The sequence below is a fragment of the Streptomyces sp. NPDC031379 genome (genome assembly GCF_055569615.1).
Map to the genome: position 1 here is coordinate 75,149 of NZ_JBVIIT010000029.1, position 15,634 is coordinate 90,782.

Consider the following 15,634-nt stretch of genomic DNA (forward strand, 5'->3'; position numbering starts at 1 on the left):
GTCCCCCCCCCCACCCCCCCCTTCCCCCCCCCCCCCCCCCCCCCCACCCCCCCCCCCCCCCCCCCCCCCCCCCCCCCCGGCCCCCCCCCCCCCGCGTCGTTCGCGGGACCTGACCGGGATGGCGGCGCCGGGATTCCCGGGGTCTTCCTCCCCGAACCCTTGTGGGAGCGCTCCCAGCGGGCTCAGGATGTCCGCATGTCCTCCCTCCGGCCGAGCCCCGCCATCCGGCTCCACCGCCCCGCCGACCGTGATGCCGTGGCCGACGTCTGCGTCCGCACCGCGCACAACGGAGGTGACTCCCGGGCGATCTATCGCGACCTGCGCCTGATGCCGTCGCTCTTCGCCGAGCCGTACTGTCACTTCGACCCGGACCTCGCCTTCGTGCTGGACGACGGCACGGGCCGGGCGGTGGGGTACGTCGTCGGCACCGCGGACACCGAACGGTTCGTCGAGGACTTCCGGCAGACCTGGATCCCCCGGCTGGCCGGCCGATACCCGGAGCCGGCCGGGCCGCCCCGCACGCCCACGGAGGAGATGATCCGCCTTCTGCACCACCCGGAGCGGATGCTCGTACCCGAACTCGCCGCCTACCCCGCCCATCTGCACATCGACCTGCTGCCACCCTGGCAGGGGCGGGGGTACGGGCGCCGGTTGCTGCACACTTTCCTGAACGCCCTGCACGGACAGGGCGTTCAGGCGGTCCACCTCGGCATGGTCACCGTCAACACGGCCGCCCGCGCCTTCTACGACCGGCTCGGCTTCCACGAGATCCCGGTCGCGGGCGCCGGCCCCCTGACGTACCTGGGCCGGGCCACGGCCCTGGAGTGAGCGAGGCGCGGCCAGGGCTCCTCAGGCGAGCCTGAGGGTCTGCTTGGCGAGGTCGTACGCGGGCCGCATCGCCTCGTGCTCCTCGCTGTCCATGCCGCCGAGGTGCAGGACGACCGGCCCGTCGGGAGTGCTGACCGCGAAGGCGCTCTCCTTCTTGGTCTCGTCCAGGAGCTTGCTCGTGTAGAGGTACTCCACCTCCACGCCGGACAGCCCGCCGCCGGTCTTGAAGGAGTGGTACTTCGCCTTGCTGACGTTGTCCTCGGCGGCGACGAACTCCCGCAGCACACTGCCCGCGTCGCCGTCGCCCGCCTTGCCGGTCCACACGCGCAGGAAGCCGATGTTGCCGGCCGGCTTGGCGTCGATCTCGCAGGCGGCGGTGACCGGTCCCTGGCGGAGAAAGGCCTCCGCGAGCGCCCCGCCGAGGTCGTCGTCGGAGCCCTTCGTCCGCTTCGACAGCTCCGCCTCCGCGTCGATCGACTTGGCCTTCCAGTCCTTGGCGATCTCGAAGCTCACGGGCAGCTCGCAGGCGGAGCCGGCCGCGCCGATCGTGCCACCGCTCGCGGTCGTCTTCGCCGGTGCCGACGCGCTGGACGCGCTCGGGCGCCCCTTGTCGTCCGATCCGCCGGACTCGCCGCACCCGCTGAGCGCCGCCGCCAGAAGCGTCGTCCCCACGGCGATGCCCGCCGCTGTGCTGCTCCGCACGATCCCCACCTCGACCTGCACTTTCGTCTCCCCGATGGTCCGGCCGGACACTGTAGCGGAGGGGGCTGACAACGGCCCGCCGAAATAGGGGCCGAGGCCGTCGCTGACAGCGAGTCGACATTACCCAACCGTGACCCCCCGTGGGCTACCGCCGGTAACTTACTTGTAAGTAAGGTCCCTGCCGGTCGCTTCGGAGCCCCCTGCCCCACCCCGCCGCCCAGGAGGTCCCCCATGCCCGTGCGTACTCGTCTGCCCGCTCTCGCGATCGCCGTCGCCGCCTGCCTCGGCGCGCAGGCGGCTGCCGCGCTCCCCGCCGGAGCCTCGGACACGGTGGTGTCCCGCGGCGTCACCATCCCCGCCTTCTACACCCCTCCCACCACGCTGCCCGTCGCCGACGGCGCCCTGATCCGCAGCGAGCGCCTGCCGCTGGCGCTGAGCCTGCCGGGCCTCGACGGCCCCCTGCCCGGCCGGGCCACCCGGCTGATGTACAAGTCGACCGACTCCACCGGGCAGCCGGTGGCGGTGACCGGCGCCTATCTCGAGCCGACCACCTCCTGGCGGCACGGCGGACCGCGCCCCCTGGTAGCGGTGGCCCCCGGCACCATGGGACAGGGTGACCAGTGCGCAGCCTCTCTCGGCCTGGAACACCCCCTGACGCTCAACGGCCGTACCGTGTCCGTCGGTTACGAGGACCTGGCGATCTACCGGTTGCTCTCCGCGGGAGTGGCCGTCGTCGTCACCGACTACGCCGGACTCGGCGCGACGGACCGGCTCCACACCTACGTCAACCGTCTCGACGGCGGCCACGCGGTGCTGGACGCGGTCCGCGCGGCACGGAACCTGCAGAGCGCGTCGGTGACCGCGGCCTCGCCCGTCGGACTCTACGGCTACAGCCAGGGCGGCGGTGCGACCGCGGCCGCCGCCGAACTCCAGCCGTCCTACGCCCCCGACATCACGCTGGCCGGCACCTACTCCGGTGCGCCGCCCGCCGATCTGACCGAGGTGACCAAGGCGATCGACGGCAGTGATCTGGCCGGCGCCCTAGGCTGGGCCGTCAACGGCTTCCTGCAGTCCGACCCGGCGCTGAAACCGGTCGCCGACCGGCACCTGAACACGGCGGGCGAGGCGGCGCTGGCCGACCTGTCCACGATGTGCGTCGGCGACGCGATCCTCTCCTACAACTCCGCGCACAGCACGGCCTGGACGACCGACGGTTCCACCATCAGCGACGTCATCGAAGCCGAGCCCGCCCTGCGGGACTTCCTCGGGCGGCAGCGCATCGGGGCGGGGAAGCCGGCCGGCCCGGTACGCGTGGCGACCGGGATCAACGACGACCTCGTCCCGCACGCCCAGGCCCGCCGGCTGGCCGTCGACTGGTGCCGCAAGGGCGCGCAGGTCACCTATGTGCCGGTCGCCGTACCGCAGTTGGGCCGGGCACTGCTGAACCACTTCGCGCCGCTGCTCACCGACCAGGGTGACGCCATCGGCTGGCTCACCGACCGGCTCGAGGGCAGGCCGGCCGGGTCCACCTGCCGGACCCTGCCCCTCCAGCCCTGACCGGCCTCACCCCGCGTCGCGCCGGCAGTGCAGGAACAGGTGCGGCTCGGGCACGGCGTCGGGGTGGGCCGGCGCGAACACGGCGTGCTCCTCGGCCAGCACCGACAGGCCCGCCCCGGCCACCAGCTCCCTGAACGCCCCGGCGGTGAAGCTCGTCACCCGCACCGGCTGCCCCATGAACAGCCCCTCGACGTCCTCCACGTCGAGGGGCACGGTGGCCAGCGCGACCAGCCCGCCCGGCCGTACCGCACGCGCCAGCCCCGCCACGACGTCGGCCTGCTCGGCGCGGGTCATCTGCAGCAGCGAGAAGTACCCGCACACCGCGTCGAACGAGGCTTCTTCCAGCGGTAGTCCGCGGATGTCGGCGAGCCGGAACTCGGCTTCGGGCACCTGCCGGCCGGCCAGCTCCACCATGACCGGCGAGACATCGACGCCCAGCACCCGGTGCCCGGCCTCGGTGAGGGTCTGTGCGGTCGGCCGTCCCGTCCCGCTGCCCACGTCCAGCACTCTGCTGCCGGGCGCCAGCCGCCCCAGCAGCCACCGCAGTGACGCCCGGTGCGGCTCGGACGTGGCGAACGCCTTCTCGTAGGCGAGCCCCAGCGCGTCGAACACCACAGCGGCCGGTGCCCGCCGATCGTCCTCGGTCACCACGTCTCCCCTCGTCACCGTGTGCGGCTGCCGGGCAACGTCCTACCCCGGGCCGGTGCCCGCGACGCCCCCGCCGTGCCCCTCGTTTGCGAGCGGCGGCAGGCGCACGGCAGGGTGCGGAGCGTGCCTACCTTGCTGATCGTCCATCACACCCCGTCGCCCAACTGCCAGACCCTGTTCGAGGCCGTCGTGTCCGGGGCCACCACACCGGAGATCGAGGGCGTCCGTGTCGTCCGGCGCGCGGCCCTGTCCGCCACCGCCTCCGACGTCCTCGAAGCCGACGGCTACCTGCTCGGCACCCCGGCGAACCTGGGCTACATGTCCGGTGCGCTGAAGCACTTCTTCGACCAGATCTACTATCCCTGCCTGGACGAGACCCGGGGCCGCCCCTTCGGCTACTACGTCCACGGCGGCAACGACGTCACGGGCGCCGTCCGCGCCATCGAGGCCGTCACCACCGGCCTCGGCTGGCGCCGCGCGGCCGAGCCGGTCACGGTCACCGGCGAGCCCGGCAAGCCCGGCACACAGGCCTGCTGGGAACTCGGCGCCACGGTCGCGGCGGGGCTGATGACCGATGGATGAGGACCGGGTCGCCGGGCGAGCGGCCACCGAGTGATCTTCGGCCTGCCGGACGCCGTGATCCGCTTGCCCGGGCGCGGGGACCATGTGCCGATGCCGGGTGGCCTCGGCCGGGTGAGCCGCACCGCGCGCGTCGCCGCGTGATCAGGGGCTTGGACCGCCGTCGTCACGTTCGCCCCCACGCAGCCCCTTCTCCGCCGCCCCCCGTATGGGCGGGGCGGCGCACGCGGTCAGAGGGGCCGATCATGCAGAAGCCATATGCCTCCGGCGTCCGGGTTCGGCGGGCGGCGTCGGACCGGCGGACCTCCTCTCCCTGGATGGATGAAGGTGCGGGCCTGGTTGCCCTGGCCGACCATGGGACAGGGACGGCGTCCCGCCGGTGTGGCGGTACCCCGTCCTGTGTCGTCGTACGTCGTCGAGCCCAGGGAGCGCCGGATGCGAGCGGACGGCCACGCGCCCGGACGGCCCACGCCGGACGGTCAGGACAGCAGCGAACTGCTGCGCCGGTGCGCGCGGGACGTGGCGGACGTCGCCGAGGGCATCCGCGCGGTGTCCGAGCGCACGAGCACCGCGCTGTTCGCACCACCCCTGACCTCCTCCGCGCGCCGCCGGCCCCGGACCGGCCTCGCCGTCCAGTGGGCATTGCTGCGGGCCCTGACGAACAGACAGGGCCTCGGCGGCTCGGCGATCACGGCACCGAAGGGCATGGGCCTCGTCCTCGGCGCCGCCGGTGAGGTGCTCGGCCGGGAGAACCTGGCCGCACTGGTGGCCGTCACCTCCCTGCGCCTCAGGATCGCCGCCGTCCTCGTCGACCACCCCGAGTTCGTACGCGATCCGGGCATGCGCAGGCTGCTGGCGGCCGTCACCGCCGACAAGGACCTGGAAGCCGTACGGGCTCTGCGCGCGTTGTTCCGGGACCGGGGAGCGCAGCGCGCCCTGTCCGGGCTGGCGCCGCTGATGGCCGAACTCCTCGCCGTCCGCGCCCTGCTGGACGAGGACCCGCAGAACGACGAGACCGGCTGGGCGCTCGCCACCGGCCGGGCACCGTCCGCCGACCCGCTGCACGGCATCGGCGCCGACCGCCTCGCGGGCCTGGACAAGGGCGAGGGCGCCGCCGAGGCCGTCGACCTCACCGACCAGGAGAAGCAGGTCATCGCCACCGAGGGTTGCCTCCTCGGGTTCCTGCGCAACATCGAGGTGCTCTCCACCGACGGGCGGATCCTCGTGCAGAACGTGCGCGGCCCCGACGGCGTCGTCCGCTATGTCGTGCAGGCCCCCGGCATGGCCCCGGGGCGCCCCCGCAACGACTCCCCGCAGGACTTCGTCGGTGCATGGCGCAACCTGTTCCTGTCCGACTCGCCCTACACCCGCGCGATCCTGCGCGCCCTGGAGGACTACGGCATCCCGCGCGGCGCCGACCTCGCGCTGATCGGGCACAGCGAGGGCGGGATCGCGGTGATGAACCTCGCCCAGGACGAGGAGTTCAGCCGCACCTACCGGGTCACGCACGTCGTCGCCGTCGGCTCCCCGGTCGACCACAAGAAGCCCGCCGACCCGCGCACCTGGGTCGCCACCATCACCAACCAGCACGACATCGTGCCCGTCCTCGACGGCCGCGGCGCGGGCTCGGCGTTCGACCCGCACCCCCGCTGGTACAAGGTCGAATACACCGGGCCCTCCCACGAGTTCCCGCTGTGCCACACCCTCCATGAGTACATCGAGCACCTGCGCACGGTCGTCCCCGACGCCCGCGAGGACGCCGACGAGACGCTCACCCCCTACCGGGGTCCCGTCGTGCGCACCCAGGCCTACCAGCTCAAGGACCGCGCCAACCCGCCCGAGGGCTACCCCTTCCTCACCCTGCCCACCGCCTCCGTGCCCACCACGGCGGGCCCCGTCGACGTACCGGTGCGCTACTACGACTCCTCCGCCGCCCACCTGTGCTTCCCCGTCGACGCGGGCGCCGCCAGGGGCCTGCTGCCCGACGCCACCTGGACGACCCCGAGCCGGCTGGGCCGACGGGCCCTCGCGGTGCTGTCGCTGTACGAGCACCGCTGCACCACGATCGGCCCGTACACCGAGATCGCCCTGTCCGTCCTGGTGGACGACCTGTGGCGGCCGCGCCCCTACGACGTCGCCGCCGACCTGCTGCGCCGCGTGGACCTGCGCCGCACCGGCCGGTACGTCGTCTCCCTCGCCGTCACCAGCGAGGAGGCCCGGGTGGCCGCCCAGGAGATCTGGGGCCAGCCCGCGATGCGGATGACCGCCGAGGCCGACCTGATGGGCCGCGAGATCACCGCCCGCTCCCCGGACCTCGGGCTCACCGTCGAGGGCCGCCTCGGACCGGGCGTCCGCTGCCCCGAGGCCGACTGGATCCTCTACGGCCGCCGCGGCAGGAGCACCGTACGCACGCTGGTCCGGACCCACGGCCGGCTGCGGCTGCACCCCGGCACCGGAATCCGGCTGCGGCTGGACACCGCGGCGGCCGAACCCCTCGCCGGGCAGCTGCGCCGGCTCGGCATCGACGCGGCCCGGCCCCTGTTCGTCCTGGCCTGCCCCCAGTTCATGGTCCACCGCAGCGCCGGTGCCGTCCTGCCCCGCTGAACCTCCGCACCAGCCCTGCCGATTGAGAGCCGCCATGGTGACAGAGTCCCCCCGAGCGACCGCGGCCGTGGCCGACGAACTCCTCGCGCACGTCGACAGCCTGCGCGCCGACGCCGGCCTCATGGACGGCTACGCCCGCCGGCTGCTCGTCACCGCGGCCACGCTGAGCGGGTGCCCGGCGGCACCCGAGTGGGGCCGCCCCCTCCTGGAGCGGCAGGCCGCGGCCTGCACCACGGCGGCGGAACAACTCCGCGCCGCCGCCACGGCGTTGCTCACCCACGCACAAGGCGCGGACTGAGCCCCGAACGGGTGCGGGCGTCGCCGCTGCGCGGACCCTCGGGGAAGGAGGCGGCGGGCGCGAGCAGGCGGGGTGCGAGCAGGGGGGGGCATCCTGCCGTCCGCCCGCGGACACCGCACGCCGGACAGGCATGCGGGTCCACGTGCCGGTGCGCCGCGGCAGCCGCCGTGCCCCCGACGCCCTGCGGCTCCCGCTGCCCACCGGCGCCCCGGCGATCCTGATCGGACACGCGAGTGCCCGGCGGGTGTTCCCCGGTGGCCGCGCCGAGCAGCCGGCGGGGTGGGCGAGCACACCAAGCAGCCGGCGGGCTGGGTGGCCGTGTCGAGCAGCCGGCGGGTTGGGCGACCGCAGCAAGCAGCCGGCGGGTTGGGCCGCCGTGCCCGCGCGCCGCCCCCGCGTCCATGTCCACCTGGGCCCCGCGCTCCGTCTCGACACCCCGGGACGGCCGCTGGACGAGCTGGAGACCGCCCTCGCCCAGGCCTGGACCCACGCGGTACGCGCACTGGACGGAGGCCCCGGCGAGGCGGGCCCCGTCCCGGCCGACCGTCACCGACGAGGCGGCGGCAGAGCGGGGGCCGGGGGCGGCTTCCGTGTCCGGGCGTTCTGGCGTCCGGGTGATAACGGGCCGCGTTGTGGACCGAACGAGTTGCCGCGGCCGTGAGCAGCCGCTCGCGGCCCGGATAATCCGCCTCATGCAGCAGGCCGACGCGCACGCCCCGGTACGGCGCTCCCCGGTGGCCGTCACCGGACTGGGCCTGGTCACGCCGGCCGGCATCGGCCGGGACGCGGCCTGGGCCGGCCTGTGCGCCGGACGGTCCACCGCGACCGCCGACCCCACCCTGGACGGACTGCCCGTCGCCTTTTCCTGCCAGGTGCCCGGCCTCGACGCCGCCGGACTGCTCGGGCACCGGCTCGCCCGCCGACTCGACCGGTTCACCACCTTCGCGCTGCTCGCCGCCCGCGAGGCCGTCGCCGACGCCGGGCTCGCCCCGGACGGCTGGGACGGCGCCCGCATCGGCGTGGTGATGGGCGTCGGCACCGGCTCCATGCAGGGCTGGCAGGCCGAGTTCGACCGGCTCGCCGACCACGTTCCCGACCGGGTCTCACCGCTGGCCCTGCCGCGCAGCGTGCCCAACATGGCCGCCGCCGAGATCGCCCTCGACCTCGGTGCGCACGGCCCCAACATGGCCGTCAGCACCGCCTGCGCCTCCGGCACCAGCGCGCTCGGCCTCGCGCGGGACTGGCTGCTGTCCGGCCACTGCGACCTCGTCCTCGCCGGCGGCAGCGAGTCGGCCCGGCTGCGGATGACCGCCGCCTGCTTCGCGCAGATGCGCGCCCTGTCCCGCCGGGCCGACAGCCCGGAAGCCGCCTCCCGTCCGTTCGACCGGGACCGTGACGGCTTCGTCCTGGGCGAGGGGGCCGGCGTCCTCGTCCTGGAACGCACCGAGGACGCCCGCTCCCGCGGGGCACGGCCCGAAGCCCTGCTCGCCGGGTTCGGTGCCTCCTGCGACGCCCACCACTTCACCGCCCCGCACCCCGACGGGGACGGCGCCGCCCGTGCCATCCGCGGCGCCCTCACCGACGCCGGGCTGGCTCCCGAGGACATCGACCACGTCAACGCGCACGGCACCGCCACCCCGCAGGGCGACGCCGCCGAGCACAACGCGCTGCACCAGGTCTTCCGCCGGCCGCCGCCCGTCACCGCCGTCAAGGGCACCATCGGCCACGCCATCGGCGGAGCCGGCGCCATCGAGGCGGCCTGCACCGTGCTCACCCTGCGCCACCAGCTGATCCCGCCCACGGCCAACCTGGACACGCTCGACCCGGCGATGGACCTGGACGTCGTCGCCAAGGTGCCCCGGCCACAGCGCATAAGAGCCGCCGTCAGCAGTTCCTTCGGCTTCGGCGGCCAGAACGCCGTACTCGCCTTCACCGCCGTCGACTGACACACCCCCGCCCCGGCCGACAGGGCTCCCTATGCGGCATTTCGTGACATGTGTCCGAGTGGGGCGCCCGGTACGGCCCGGCGGGAGACTACCGACGTTGGTGATACCCCCCACGACCGGGCGCGGGCGAAACTGATCAGGCTTCAGACACGCATGGCGTCGTCAGCCGCGCCGGGACCGACCGACTCTCCCGGCTGTCCCCAGCAGCACTCCATCCGAAGGACTTCACTTGACGGTCGGAAGCTCATTCCTGGAGGAGACGGAAGGTGCCGTCGCGCACCTTCGCCGACGGCACGAGCCGCAGGGCCCGCCTGTGAACGGGAACCGGGCGGAAGGGCCGGGGTGCCATGCGGCGGCTTGAGGTGGCACTGATCGGCGCGGGACTGATAGCACGTCTGCACCTGGAGGCCTGGATCGCGGCCGGGGCGACTGTGCGCGTCCACTCCGACGACGGCCGCGCCGCGGACCTGGCCCGCGAGTTCGACGCCCGGGCTGCCGCCTCCCTCGACGAGGCGCTGGACGGCGTGCGGGCCGTGGACATCTGCACTCCGACGGACAGTCACCGCGACATCGCCCTGACCGCCATCGCCGCGGGCGTGGGGGTGGTGTGCGAGAAGCCGTTGGCGGCCGGCGCCGCGGAGGCCGAAGAGATCGTCACCGCCGCGGCGCGGGCCGGCGTGCCGCTGTATCCGGCGCACATGGTGCGCTACACCCCCGAGTTCGCCCGGCTCCACGAGCTGGTGGCGGCGGGCCGCCTGGGCGCCGGCGCGGTCGCCCGGTTCACCGTGGCCGGGCACCACCCACGGCCCTGGACCGGCCACGCGTCCGCGCGCTCGGGCGGGATCCTGACCGACCAGATGCTGCACGGCGTCGACATCGCCTACTGGCTCTTCGGGGACGTGGTGCGGGTGCACGCCCACTACCAGGGGGAGATCGCCGCACCGGCCCCCCAGGGAGCCGTCGCGACCGGAACCGCCGTGCTCACCCACGCCAGTGGCGCGCTCAGCCAGATCGTGAGCCGGTGGACGGCGACACCCCGACCACCCGCGCGCGTCACGTATCACGTCTCGGGCACGGGCGGGACGGTGCTCCACGACTCCGAGTGGCCCAAGGAGATCCAGGTGGCCGGTGATCCGGCGGGGCACGTCGGACACTTCGGGGAATCGCCCTTCGCCGCCGAGATCCGCGAGTTCGCCGAGGCCTTCAGAGGCGGTCCCGAGCCACGGGTGGGGCCCCGGGACGCGCTGGCCGCCGTCCGCATCACCGAAGCCGCCGCGGAGTCCGCGTGGACGGGGCGTGCCGTGGAACTGCCCGTCGAGAGGGTCGCCGTATGAGGGTCGCCGTACTGTCCTTCGTCCACGAGCGCGCCGCGACCTACGTCCGGCTGCTGCGCGACATGCCGGGCGTCGACCTCGTCACCGCGGACCCCGACGGTCCACCGGACGATCCGGACCGGGGCCGGGCCATGGCCCGACGGCTCGGCGCGGCGTACGCCGGCAGCTGGGACGAGGTGTTCGCGCTCCGCCCCGAGGCCGTGGTCGTCACCAGCGAGGTGGCCCGCCGAAGGGAACTGGCCGAGCGGGCGGCCGAGGCCGGGGCACAGGTGCTGTGTGAGCATCCGCTGGCAGCCAAGGAGGCGGACGCGCAGGCCATGGTGGCCGCCTGCACGGACGCGGGGGTGCGGCTGACCCCCGCCTCACCGGCCGGCTTCAGCCCGGCGTTCACCGCCGTGCGCCGGGCGGTCGCCGAAGAAGCCATCGGCAAACTGACGACCATCCACGGGGCGTACAACGGCCCCGGCCCGTCGCCGACTTGTGAACCGGCGGACGGCGGAGCGCTCGCCGTCAACGCGGCACTCCTGCTCGACATGGTGGACGCGGTGCTCGACGGGGAGCCGGCACGGCAGGTGTACGCACAGGCGAACAGCATTCTCAGCGGTCGGCCGGGCATCGAGAGCGCGGCACTCCTCACCGTGCGGTACGCGAGCGGGACGGTCGCGGCCCTCGACTGCAGCTGGGGCCCGCCGGCGAGTCGGCCGGCGGCAGCCGGGCCGACCATGACCTTCGTCGGCGACCGGGCGAGCGTGGAGTTCGACGCACGTCCACGGCTGCTCGGCGGATTCGACTCGGCCACGGCCGGTGAACGGTGGGAGCCGCGCGGAACGGACCTTTACGCGGTCATGCTCGGCGAGTTCGTCGCCGCGGTCGGCAAGGGACACGGAGCCGGCCCGGACGGCGCGGCGGGAGTGCGCACGCTGCGGATCATCCAGGCGGCCTACGAATCGGTGCACACCGGCCGCCCCGTCGATCTGGGGTAAGTTGGCGGCTCATGCACCCTTTCACCCCTACTGCGGCAGGGAGTCACGCATGACCAGAATCGGGATCATTCTCGGCACCACCCGTCCCGGCCGCGTCGGACCCCAGGTCGCGCAGTGGATCGAGAAGACGGCCGGCACCCTCGAGGGCGCGCAACTCGAACTGGTCGACCTCGCCGACTACGACCTCCCCCTGTACGACGAACCTCGATCCCCGCGGATGGGCGCGTACGAGCATGCGCACACCCGTGCCTGGAGCGCCAAAGTCGCCGCGTGCGACGGGTTCGTCTTCGTCACCCCCGAATACAACCGGTCGATCCCGGCCGTGCTGAAGAACGCCATCGACTTCGTCTACAACGAGTGGAACAACAAGGCCGCCGGCTTCGTCGGTTACGGCAGCAGCGCCAGCGGTGGCCGCGCTGTAGAGCACCTGCGCCTCATCGCCGGAGCGGTCCAACTGGCAGCCGTGCCCACCCAGATCACCCTGTCGCTGCTGACCGACTTCGAGCAGTACACCACCTTCGCCCCGGCCGCACGCCACGACGCAACGCTCCAGCAGATGCTCACCGAAGTGATCGCCTGGACCAACGCGCTCGCACCGCTCCGCCACGCTTGAACCAGGAGGACCACCGATGAGCAGTCCGACCGCGGCGCCCATCACCGAGCCCACCCCGGACAGCACCCGGTCGGTGTACCGGCTGCCCTTCCCACCGGGGTTCACCGACCGCGGCGCGTGCCCGTTCGACCCGCCCGCCACGCTCACCGAGTACCGCGAGCAGGCCGAGGTACAGCGGGTGGAGCTGACCGACGGCGGCACCGGCTGGCTGGTCACCGGCTACGAGGAGGGCCGCAAGCTGCTCAGCGACCCCCGGCTCAGCTCCGACCGGCTGCGCAACCCGCTGGTCGTGAAACTCCCACCGGAACTGCGCGCCCAGCTCATGGACGAAGAAGCCGTCGCGGGCAACTTCATCGCCATGGACGCGCCCGAGCACACGCGATACCGCAAGCAACTGACCAGGCAGTTCACCCTCCGGCGGATTCGGCAGCTGGAACCGCGGATCCTCGAGATCGTCACCGGGCGGCTGGACGCGATGCTCGCCGACGGCACCAGCGCCGACCTCGTACGGGATTTCGCCCTGGCGGTGCCGTCCCTGGTCATCTGTGAACTGCTCGGGGTCGCCTACGACGACCGCACGGAGTTCCAGGCCCGGACCGACCAACTGCTCAACCTTGAACTCCCGTTCGAGCGGCAGCTGGCCGCCCTCGCCGAACTCAGGGAGTTCATCCGCCGGCAGGTACGGCGGAAACGCGCCACCCCCACCGACGACATGCTGTCGGGACTCCTCCACGCCGACACCGAACCGGCGCTCACCGACGACGAGGTCGTCGGCATGGCGAACCTGCTGCTCGTCGGCGGGCACGAGACGACCGCGAACATGCTGGCCCTGGGCACCTTCGCCCTCCTGGAACATCCCGATCAGCTCGAGACGCTGCGCGAGCACCCCGAGCTGATCGACGGGGCGGTCGAGGAACTGCTGCGCTACCTGTCCATCGTGCATCACGGCCTGCTGCGCACCACGACCGAGGACGTCGAGATCGCGGGGCAGACCATTCCGGCGGAGTCACTGGTCATCGTCTCGGTGTCCGAGGCGAACCGCGATCCGCGCCACTACGACGCACCGGCCGACTTCGACGTGAGCCGCCCACGGCAGCCGCACCTCGCCTTCGGGCACGGAGTCCACCAGTGCATCGGCCAGCAGCTGGCCCGCAGCGAGATGACCATCGGGTTCACCGAGCTGCTGCGGCGCCTGCCCGGCCTGCGCCTCGCGATCCCGGCCGAGCAGGTCCCGCTGCGCGACAGGATGGCCGTCTACGGCGTGCACAGCCTGCCCGTGACCTGGGACGCCGCCGTCGCACCGGCCTTACCAGATCGAGGGATGCTCAGCCGGTTCACCCGGCCTCCATGCTGAGAGAAGTGACCAGTCAATCGTCGACGACAGGGACGGACCGATGACCGAGAGCAACGCGTACCAGCACTTCGACGCGACGACCCTGGACTACGAACGAGCGTATCGAACCGGTGCCCTGGTGGAAGGGGTCGTGCTGGAGCGGATGCCCTGGGACATCGGCCGACCGCAGCCGGTGCTGGTGGAACTGGAAAAGGCCGGCCGCGTGTCCGGCGATGTCCTCGACATCGGTTCCGGCCTGGGTGACAACGCGATCCATCTGGCCAAGTGCGGCTATCGGGTGACCGGCCTCGACATCGCCCCCACCGCGGTCGAGAAGGCACGGGCCAGGGCGGCCGAACAGGGGGTCACCGTGACCTTCACCGCCGGCAACGCCACCAGGCTCGACGGCTACGAGAACGATTTCGACACCGTGACCAGCAGTCTGGTGTTCCACTGCTTCGGACCGGCCCAGCGCCGTGAGTACGCGGACGCGCTGGCGCGCGTGATAAGGCCCGGGGGACGGCTGCTGCAGTGGTGCTCCCGTGGCGACGCGGCCGGTCCGGACCCGATCACCGAGGAGACCATACGAGCCGCGTTCAGCGGTCCGGGGTGGACGATCACCACGCTGAGCGCCGAGTTCCTGACGACGACCGTCCTCTCGGAGCCGCTTCGCCAGGACTATCGCGGGGGCAGGCTCGACACCGACGACGCCGGCGCCACGCTGCTGCCGATCTGGCTGCTGGAAGCGACGCGCAGCTGAGTGCCGCCCGCTCAGGCCCCGGTGGCCGTGGTCCTGAGCGCGCGGCCCGTGAGTCCGCCGGAGTTCGCCCCAGATACGCGTTCGAAGCATCGTGACACCGCATCCAAGGTTGCCGACATGACCGAAACGCCCATCGCACCGACGGATCTGCCCACCGCCCGCCCGGCCGGCTGCCCGTTCGACCCGCCTGCCGGACTGGGTGTCCTGCGCGACCGGGCTCCGCTGACCCGCATGGAGTTTCCGGACGGTCACATCGGCTGGCTGGCCACCGGCCACTCCGTGGTGCGCGCCGTACTCTCCGACCCGCGATTCAGCCATCGCAACGACCGGAGGCACTGGCCCCTGGCCGACATCGGCCAGGGGTTCGCGCCCCTGCCCGGCGACATGCTCCACATAGACCCCCCCGAACACACCCGGTACCGCAAGCTGCTGGCGGGCAAGTTCACCATGCGCCGGATGCGCCGGCTCACCGGCACCGCCCAGAAGATCATCGGCGGAAAGCTGGACGCCATGGAACGGCACGGCGGCCCGATCGATCTCATGGAGGCCTTCGCCCGCCCGCTCCCGGCACTGATGGTCTGTGAACTGCTCGGTGTACCGCTCCAGGACCGTGACCACTTCCAGCCGCCCGCACGTCCGGCGAACGACGCGAACACCGAAACGGAAGAAGACGTCGCGGCCTACGTCGACATGACCTACGCCGACATGCAGACCTACTTCCGGCAACTGGTCACGGCCAGACGCGCCGCGCCCGCCGACGATCTGCTGAGCGACCTGACCACGTCCGACCTGGACGACGAGGAACTCGTCGGACTGTGCGCCATATTGATGCACGCGGGCGTCGACTCGACCTCCAACATGCTGGCCCTCGGAACCTGGGCCCTGCTGAACCGCCCCGAACAACTGGCGTCCCTGCGAGGGGACCCGGACCTCGCCGGCCGAGCCGTCGAGGAACTGATGCGCTACCTGAGCGTCGTCCACACCGGCTCCCGTGGGGCCCTCGAGGACGTCGAACTGGGCGGCCAGGTGATAAAGGCCGGCGAGACGGTGACGATCTCGATGCAGGCCGCCAACCGCGACCCCGCCCGGTTCGGCGACCCGGACACGCTCGACATCCACCGCAACGCGGCGGGGCATCTGGGGTTCGGGTACGGCATACACCAGTGCCTGGGGCAGCAGCTGGCCCGGATCGAGATGCGCGCGGCCTTCCCCGCCCTGTTCGCTCGATTCCCGACCCTGCGACTCGCGACGCCCGCCGAGGACCTGCCGATGCGCGACGACGTGGTCATCCCCTACGGCGTGCACCGGCTCCCCGTCACCTGGTAGGGACGAAACCCGGCGGGGGGGGGGGGGGGGGGGGGGGGGGGGGGGGGGGGGGGGGGGGGGGGGGGGGGGGAGGAGGGGGGGGAGGGGGGGGGGGGGTGGGGGGGGGGGCGTCCCGGAAAGCCA

The 15,634-nt window shown here is 73.1% G+C and carries 14 protein-coding genes; 12 read left to right on the forward strand and 2 right to left on the reverse strand.

The window, feature by feature from the left end; translation table 11 throughout:
* Positions 1-195: 195 nt before the first annotated feature.
* Positions 196-828 carry a GNAT family N-acetyltransferase gene (locus ACZ5CW_RS34405; protein ID WP_468608449.1) on the forward strand — a complete coding sequence of 211 codons (633 nt, stop codon included), beginning with the start codon at positions 196-198 and terminating at the stop codon, positions 826-828.
* Between the two features lie 21 nt (positions 829-849).
* Here the strand turns inward: ACZ5CW_RS34405 and ACZ5CW_RS34410 are convergent, their stop codons facing one another.
* On the reverse strand, positions 850-1,530 hold the full coding sequence (locus ACZ5CW_RS34410; protein WP_468608451.1) for a lipoprotein: 681 nt from the start codon (positions 1,528-1,530) through the stop codon (positions 850-852).
* A gap of 231 nt (positions 1,531-1,761) precedes the next feature.
* Between ACZ5CW_RS34410 and ACZ5CW_RS34415 the strand changes: the two genes are divergently transcribed.
* The gene (locus tag ACZ5CW_RS34415; RefSeq protein WP_468608453.1) at positions 1,762-3,087 is read left to right on the forward strand and encodes a lipase family protein; all 1,326 of its coding nucleotides are present in this window, start codon (positions 1,762-1,764) and stop codon (positions 3,085-3,087) included.
* 6 nt (positions 3,088-3,093) lie between these two features.
* Here ACZ5CW_RS34415 and ACZ5CW_RS34420 read toward each other — a convergent pair whose 3' ends face one another.
* On the reverse strand, positions 3,094-3,735 hold the full coding sequence (locus ACZ5CW_RS34420; protein WP_468608455.1) for a class I SAM-dependent methyltransferase: 642 nt from the start codon (positions 3,733-3,735) through the stop codon (positions 3,094-3,096).
* Between the two features lie 123 nt (positions 3,736-3,858).
* Between ACZ5CW_RS34420 and ACZ5CW_RS34425 the strand changes: the two genes are divergently transcribed.
* From ACZ5CW_RS34425 to ACZ5CW_RS34470, 10 genes are all read left to right on the forward strand, one after another.
* Positions 3,859-4,317, forward strand: coding sequence for a flavodoxin family protein (locus ACZ5CW_RS34425; RefSeq protein WP_468608457.1), 459 nt, complete (start codon positions 3,859-3,861; stop codon positions 4,315-4,317).
* A 432-nt stretch (positions 4,318-4,749) separates the two neighbouring features.
* On the forward strand, positions 4,750-6,918 hold the full coding sequence (locus ACZ5CW_RS34430; protein ID WP_468608459.1) for an acetoacetate decarboxylase family protein: 2,169 nt from the start codon (positions 4,750-4,752) through the stop codon (positions 6,916-6,918).
* Between the two features lie 34 nt (positions 6,919-6,952).
* The gene (locus ACZ5CW_RS34435) at positions 6,953-7,216 is read left to right on the forward strand and encodes a hypothetical protein (protein WP_468608461.1); all 264 of its coding nucleotides are present in this window, start codon (positions 6,953-6,955) and stop codon (positions 7,214-7,216) included.
* Positions 7,217-7,908: 692 nt separating this feature from the next.
* Positions 7,909-9,162, forward strand: a complete 1,254-nt coding sequence (locus ACZ5CW_RS34440) for a beta-ketoacyl-[acyl-carrier-protein] synthase family protein (protein ID WP_468608463.1) — start codon at positions 7,909-7,911, stop codon at positions 9,160-9,162.
* A 347-nt stretch (positions 9,163-9,509) separates the two neighbouring features.
* Positions 9,510-10,496, forward strand: coding sequence for a Gfo/Idh/MocA family protein (locus ACZ5CW_RS34445; protein ID WP_468608465.1), 987 nt, complete (start codon positions 9,510-9,512; stop codon positions 10,494-10,496).
* Positions 10,493-11,479 (forward strand): Gfo/Idh/MocA family protein, encoded by a 987-nt coding sequence (locus ACZ5CW_RS34450; protein ID WP_468608467.1) that lies wholly within the window; start codon positions 10,493-10,495, stop codon positions 11,477-11,479. Before ACZ5CW_RS34445 ends, ACZ5CW_RS34450 begins: the two co-directional genes overlap by 4 nt.
* Positions 11,480-11,528: 49 nt before the next feature.
* Positions 11,529-12,092 carry an NADPH-dependent FMN reductase gene (locus ACZ5CW_RS34455; protein WP_468608469.1) on the forward strand — a complete coding sequence of 188 codons (564 nt, stop codon included), beginning with the start codon at positions 11,529-11,531 and terminating at the stop codon, positions 12,090-12,092.
* Between the two features lie 16 nt (positions 12,093-12,108).
* Entirely contained in the window at positions 12,109-13,446 is a 1,338-nt protein-coding gene (locus ACZ5CW_RS34460) for a cytochrome P450 (RefSeq protein ID WP_468608471.1), read from the forward strand.
* Between the two features lie 40 nt (positions 13,447-13,486).
* The gene (locus tag ACZ5CW_RS34465) at positions 13,487-14,185 is read left to right on the forward strand and encodes a class I SAM-dependent methyltransferase (protein ID WP_468608473.1); all 699 of its coding nucleotides are present in this window, start codon (positions 13,487-13,489) and stop codon (positions 14,183-14,185) included.
* 117 nt (positions 14,186-14,302) lie between these two features.
* Positions 14,303-15,511, forward strand: a complete 1,209-nt coding sequence (locus ACZ5CW_RS34470; protein ID WP_468608475.1) for a cytochrome P450 — start codon at positions 14,303-14,305, stop codon at positions 15,509-15,511.
* The last annotated feature ends 123 nt before the right edge of the window (positions 15,512-15,634 follow it).

Bases quoted from the DNA above. Each gene is read 5' to 3' on its own strand.
- ACZ5CW_RS34465 (WP_468608473.1), top strand. From the start codon at position 13,487: ATGACCGAGAGCAACGCGTACCAGCACTTCGACGCGACGACCCTGGAC.
- ACZ5CW_RS34435 (WP_468608461.1), top strand. From the start codon at position 6,953: ATGGTGACAGAGTCCCCCCGAGCGACCGCGGCCGTGGCCGACGAACTC.
- ACZ5CW_RS34470 (WP_468608475.1), top strand. From the start codon at position 14,303: ATGACCGAAACGCCCATCGCACCGACGGATCTGCCCACCGCCCGCCCG.
- ACZ5CW_RS34415 (WP_468608453.1), top strand. From the start codon at position 1,762: ATGCCCGTGCGTACTCGTCTGCCCGCTCTCGCGATCGCCGTCGCCGCC.
- ACZ5CW_RS34430 (WP_468608459.1), top strand. From the start codon at position 4,750: ATGCGAGCGGACGGCCACGCGCCCGGACGGCCCACGCCGGACGGTCAG.
- ACZ5CW_RS34450 (WP_468608467.1), top strand. From the start codon at position 10,493: ATGAGGGTCGCCGTACTGTCCTTCGTCCACGAGCGCGCCGCGACCTAC.
- ACZ5CW_RS34440 (WP_468608463.1), top strand. From the start codon at position 7,909: ATGCAGCAGGCCGACGCGCACGCCCCGGTACGGCGCTCCCCGGTGGCC.
- ACZ5CW_RS34405 (WP_468608449.1), top strand. From the start codon at position 196: ATGTCCTCCCTCCGGCCGAGCCCCGCCATCCGGCTCCACCGCCCCGCC.
- ACZ5CW_RS34455 (WP_468608469.1), top strand. From the start codon at position 11,529: ATGACCAGAATCGGGATCATTCTCGGCACCACCCGTCCCGGCCGCGTC.
- ACZ5CW_RS34460 (WP_468608471.1), top strand. From the start codon at position 12,109: ATGAGCAGTCCGACCGCGGCGCCCATCACCGAGCCCACCCCGGACAGC.
- ACZ5CW_RS34445 (WP_468608465.1), top strand. From the start codon at position 9,510: ATGCGGCGGCTTGAGGTGGCACTGATCGGCGCGGGACTGATAGCACGT.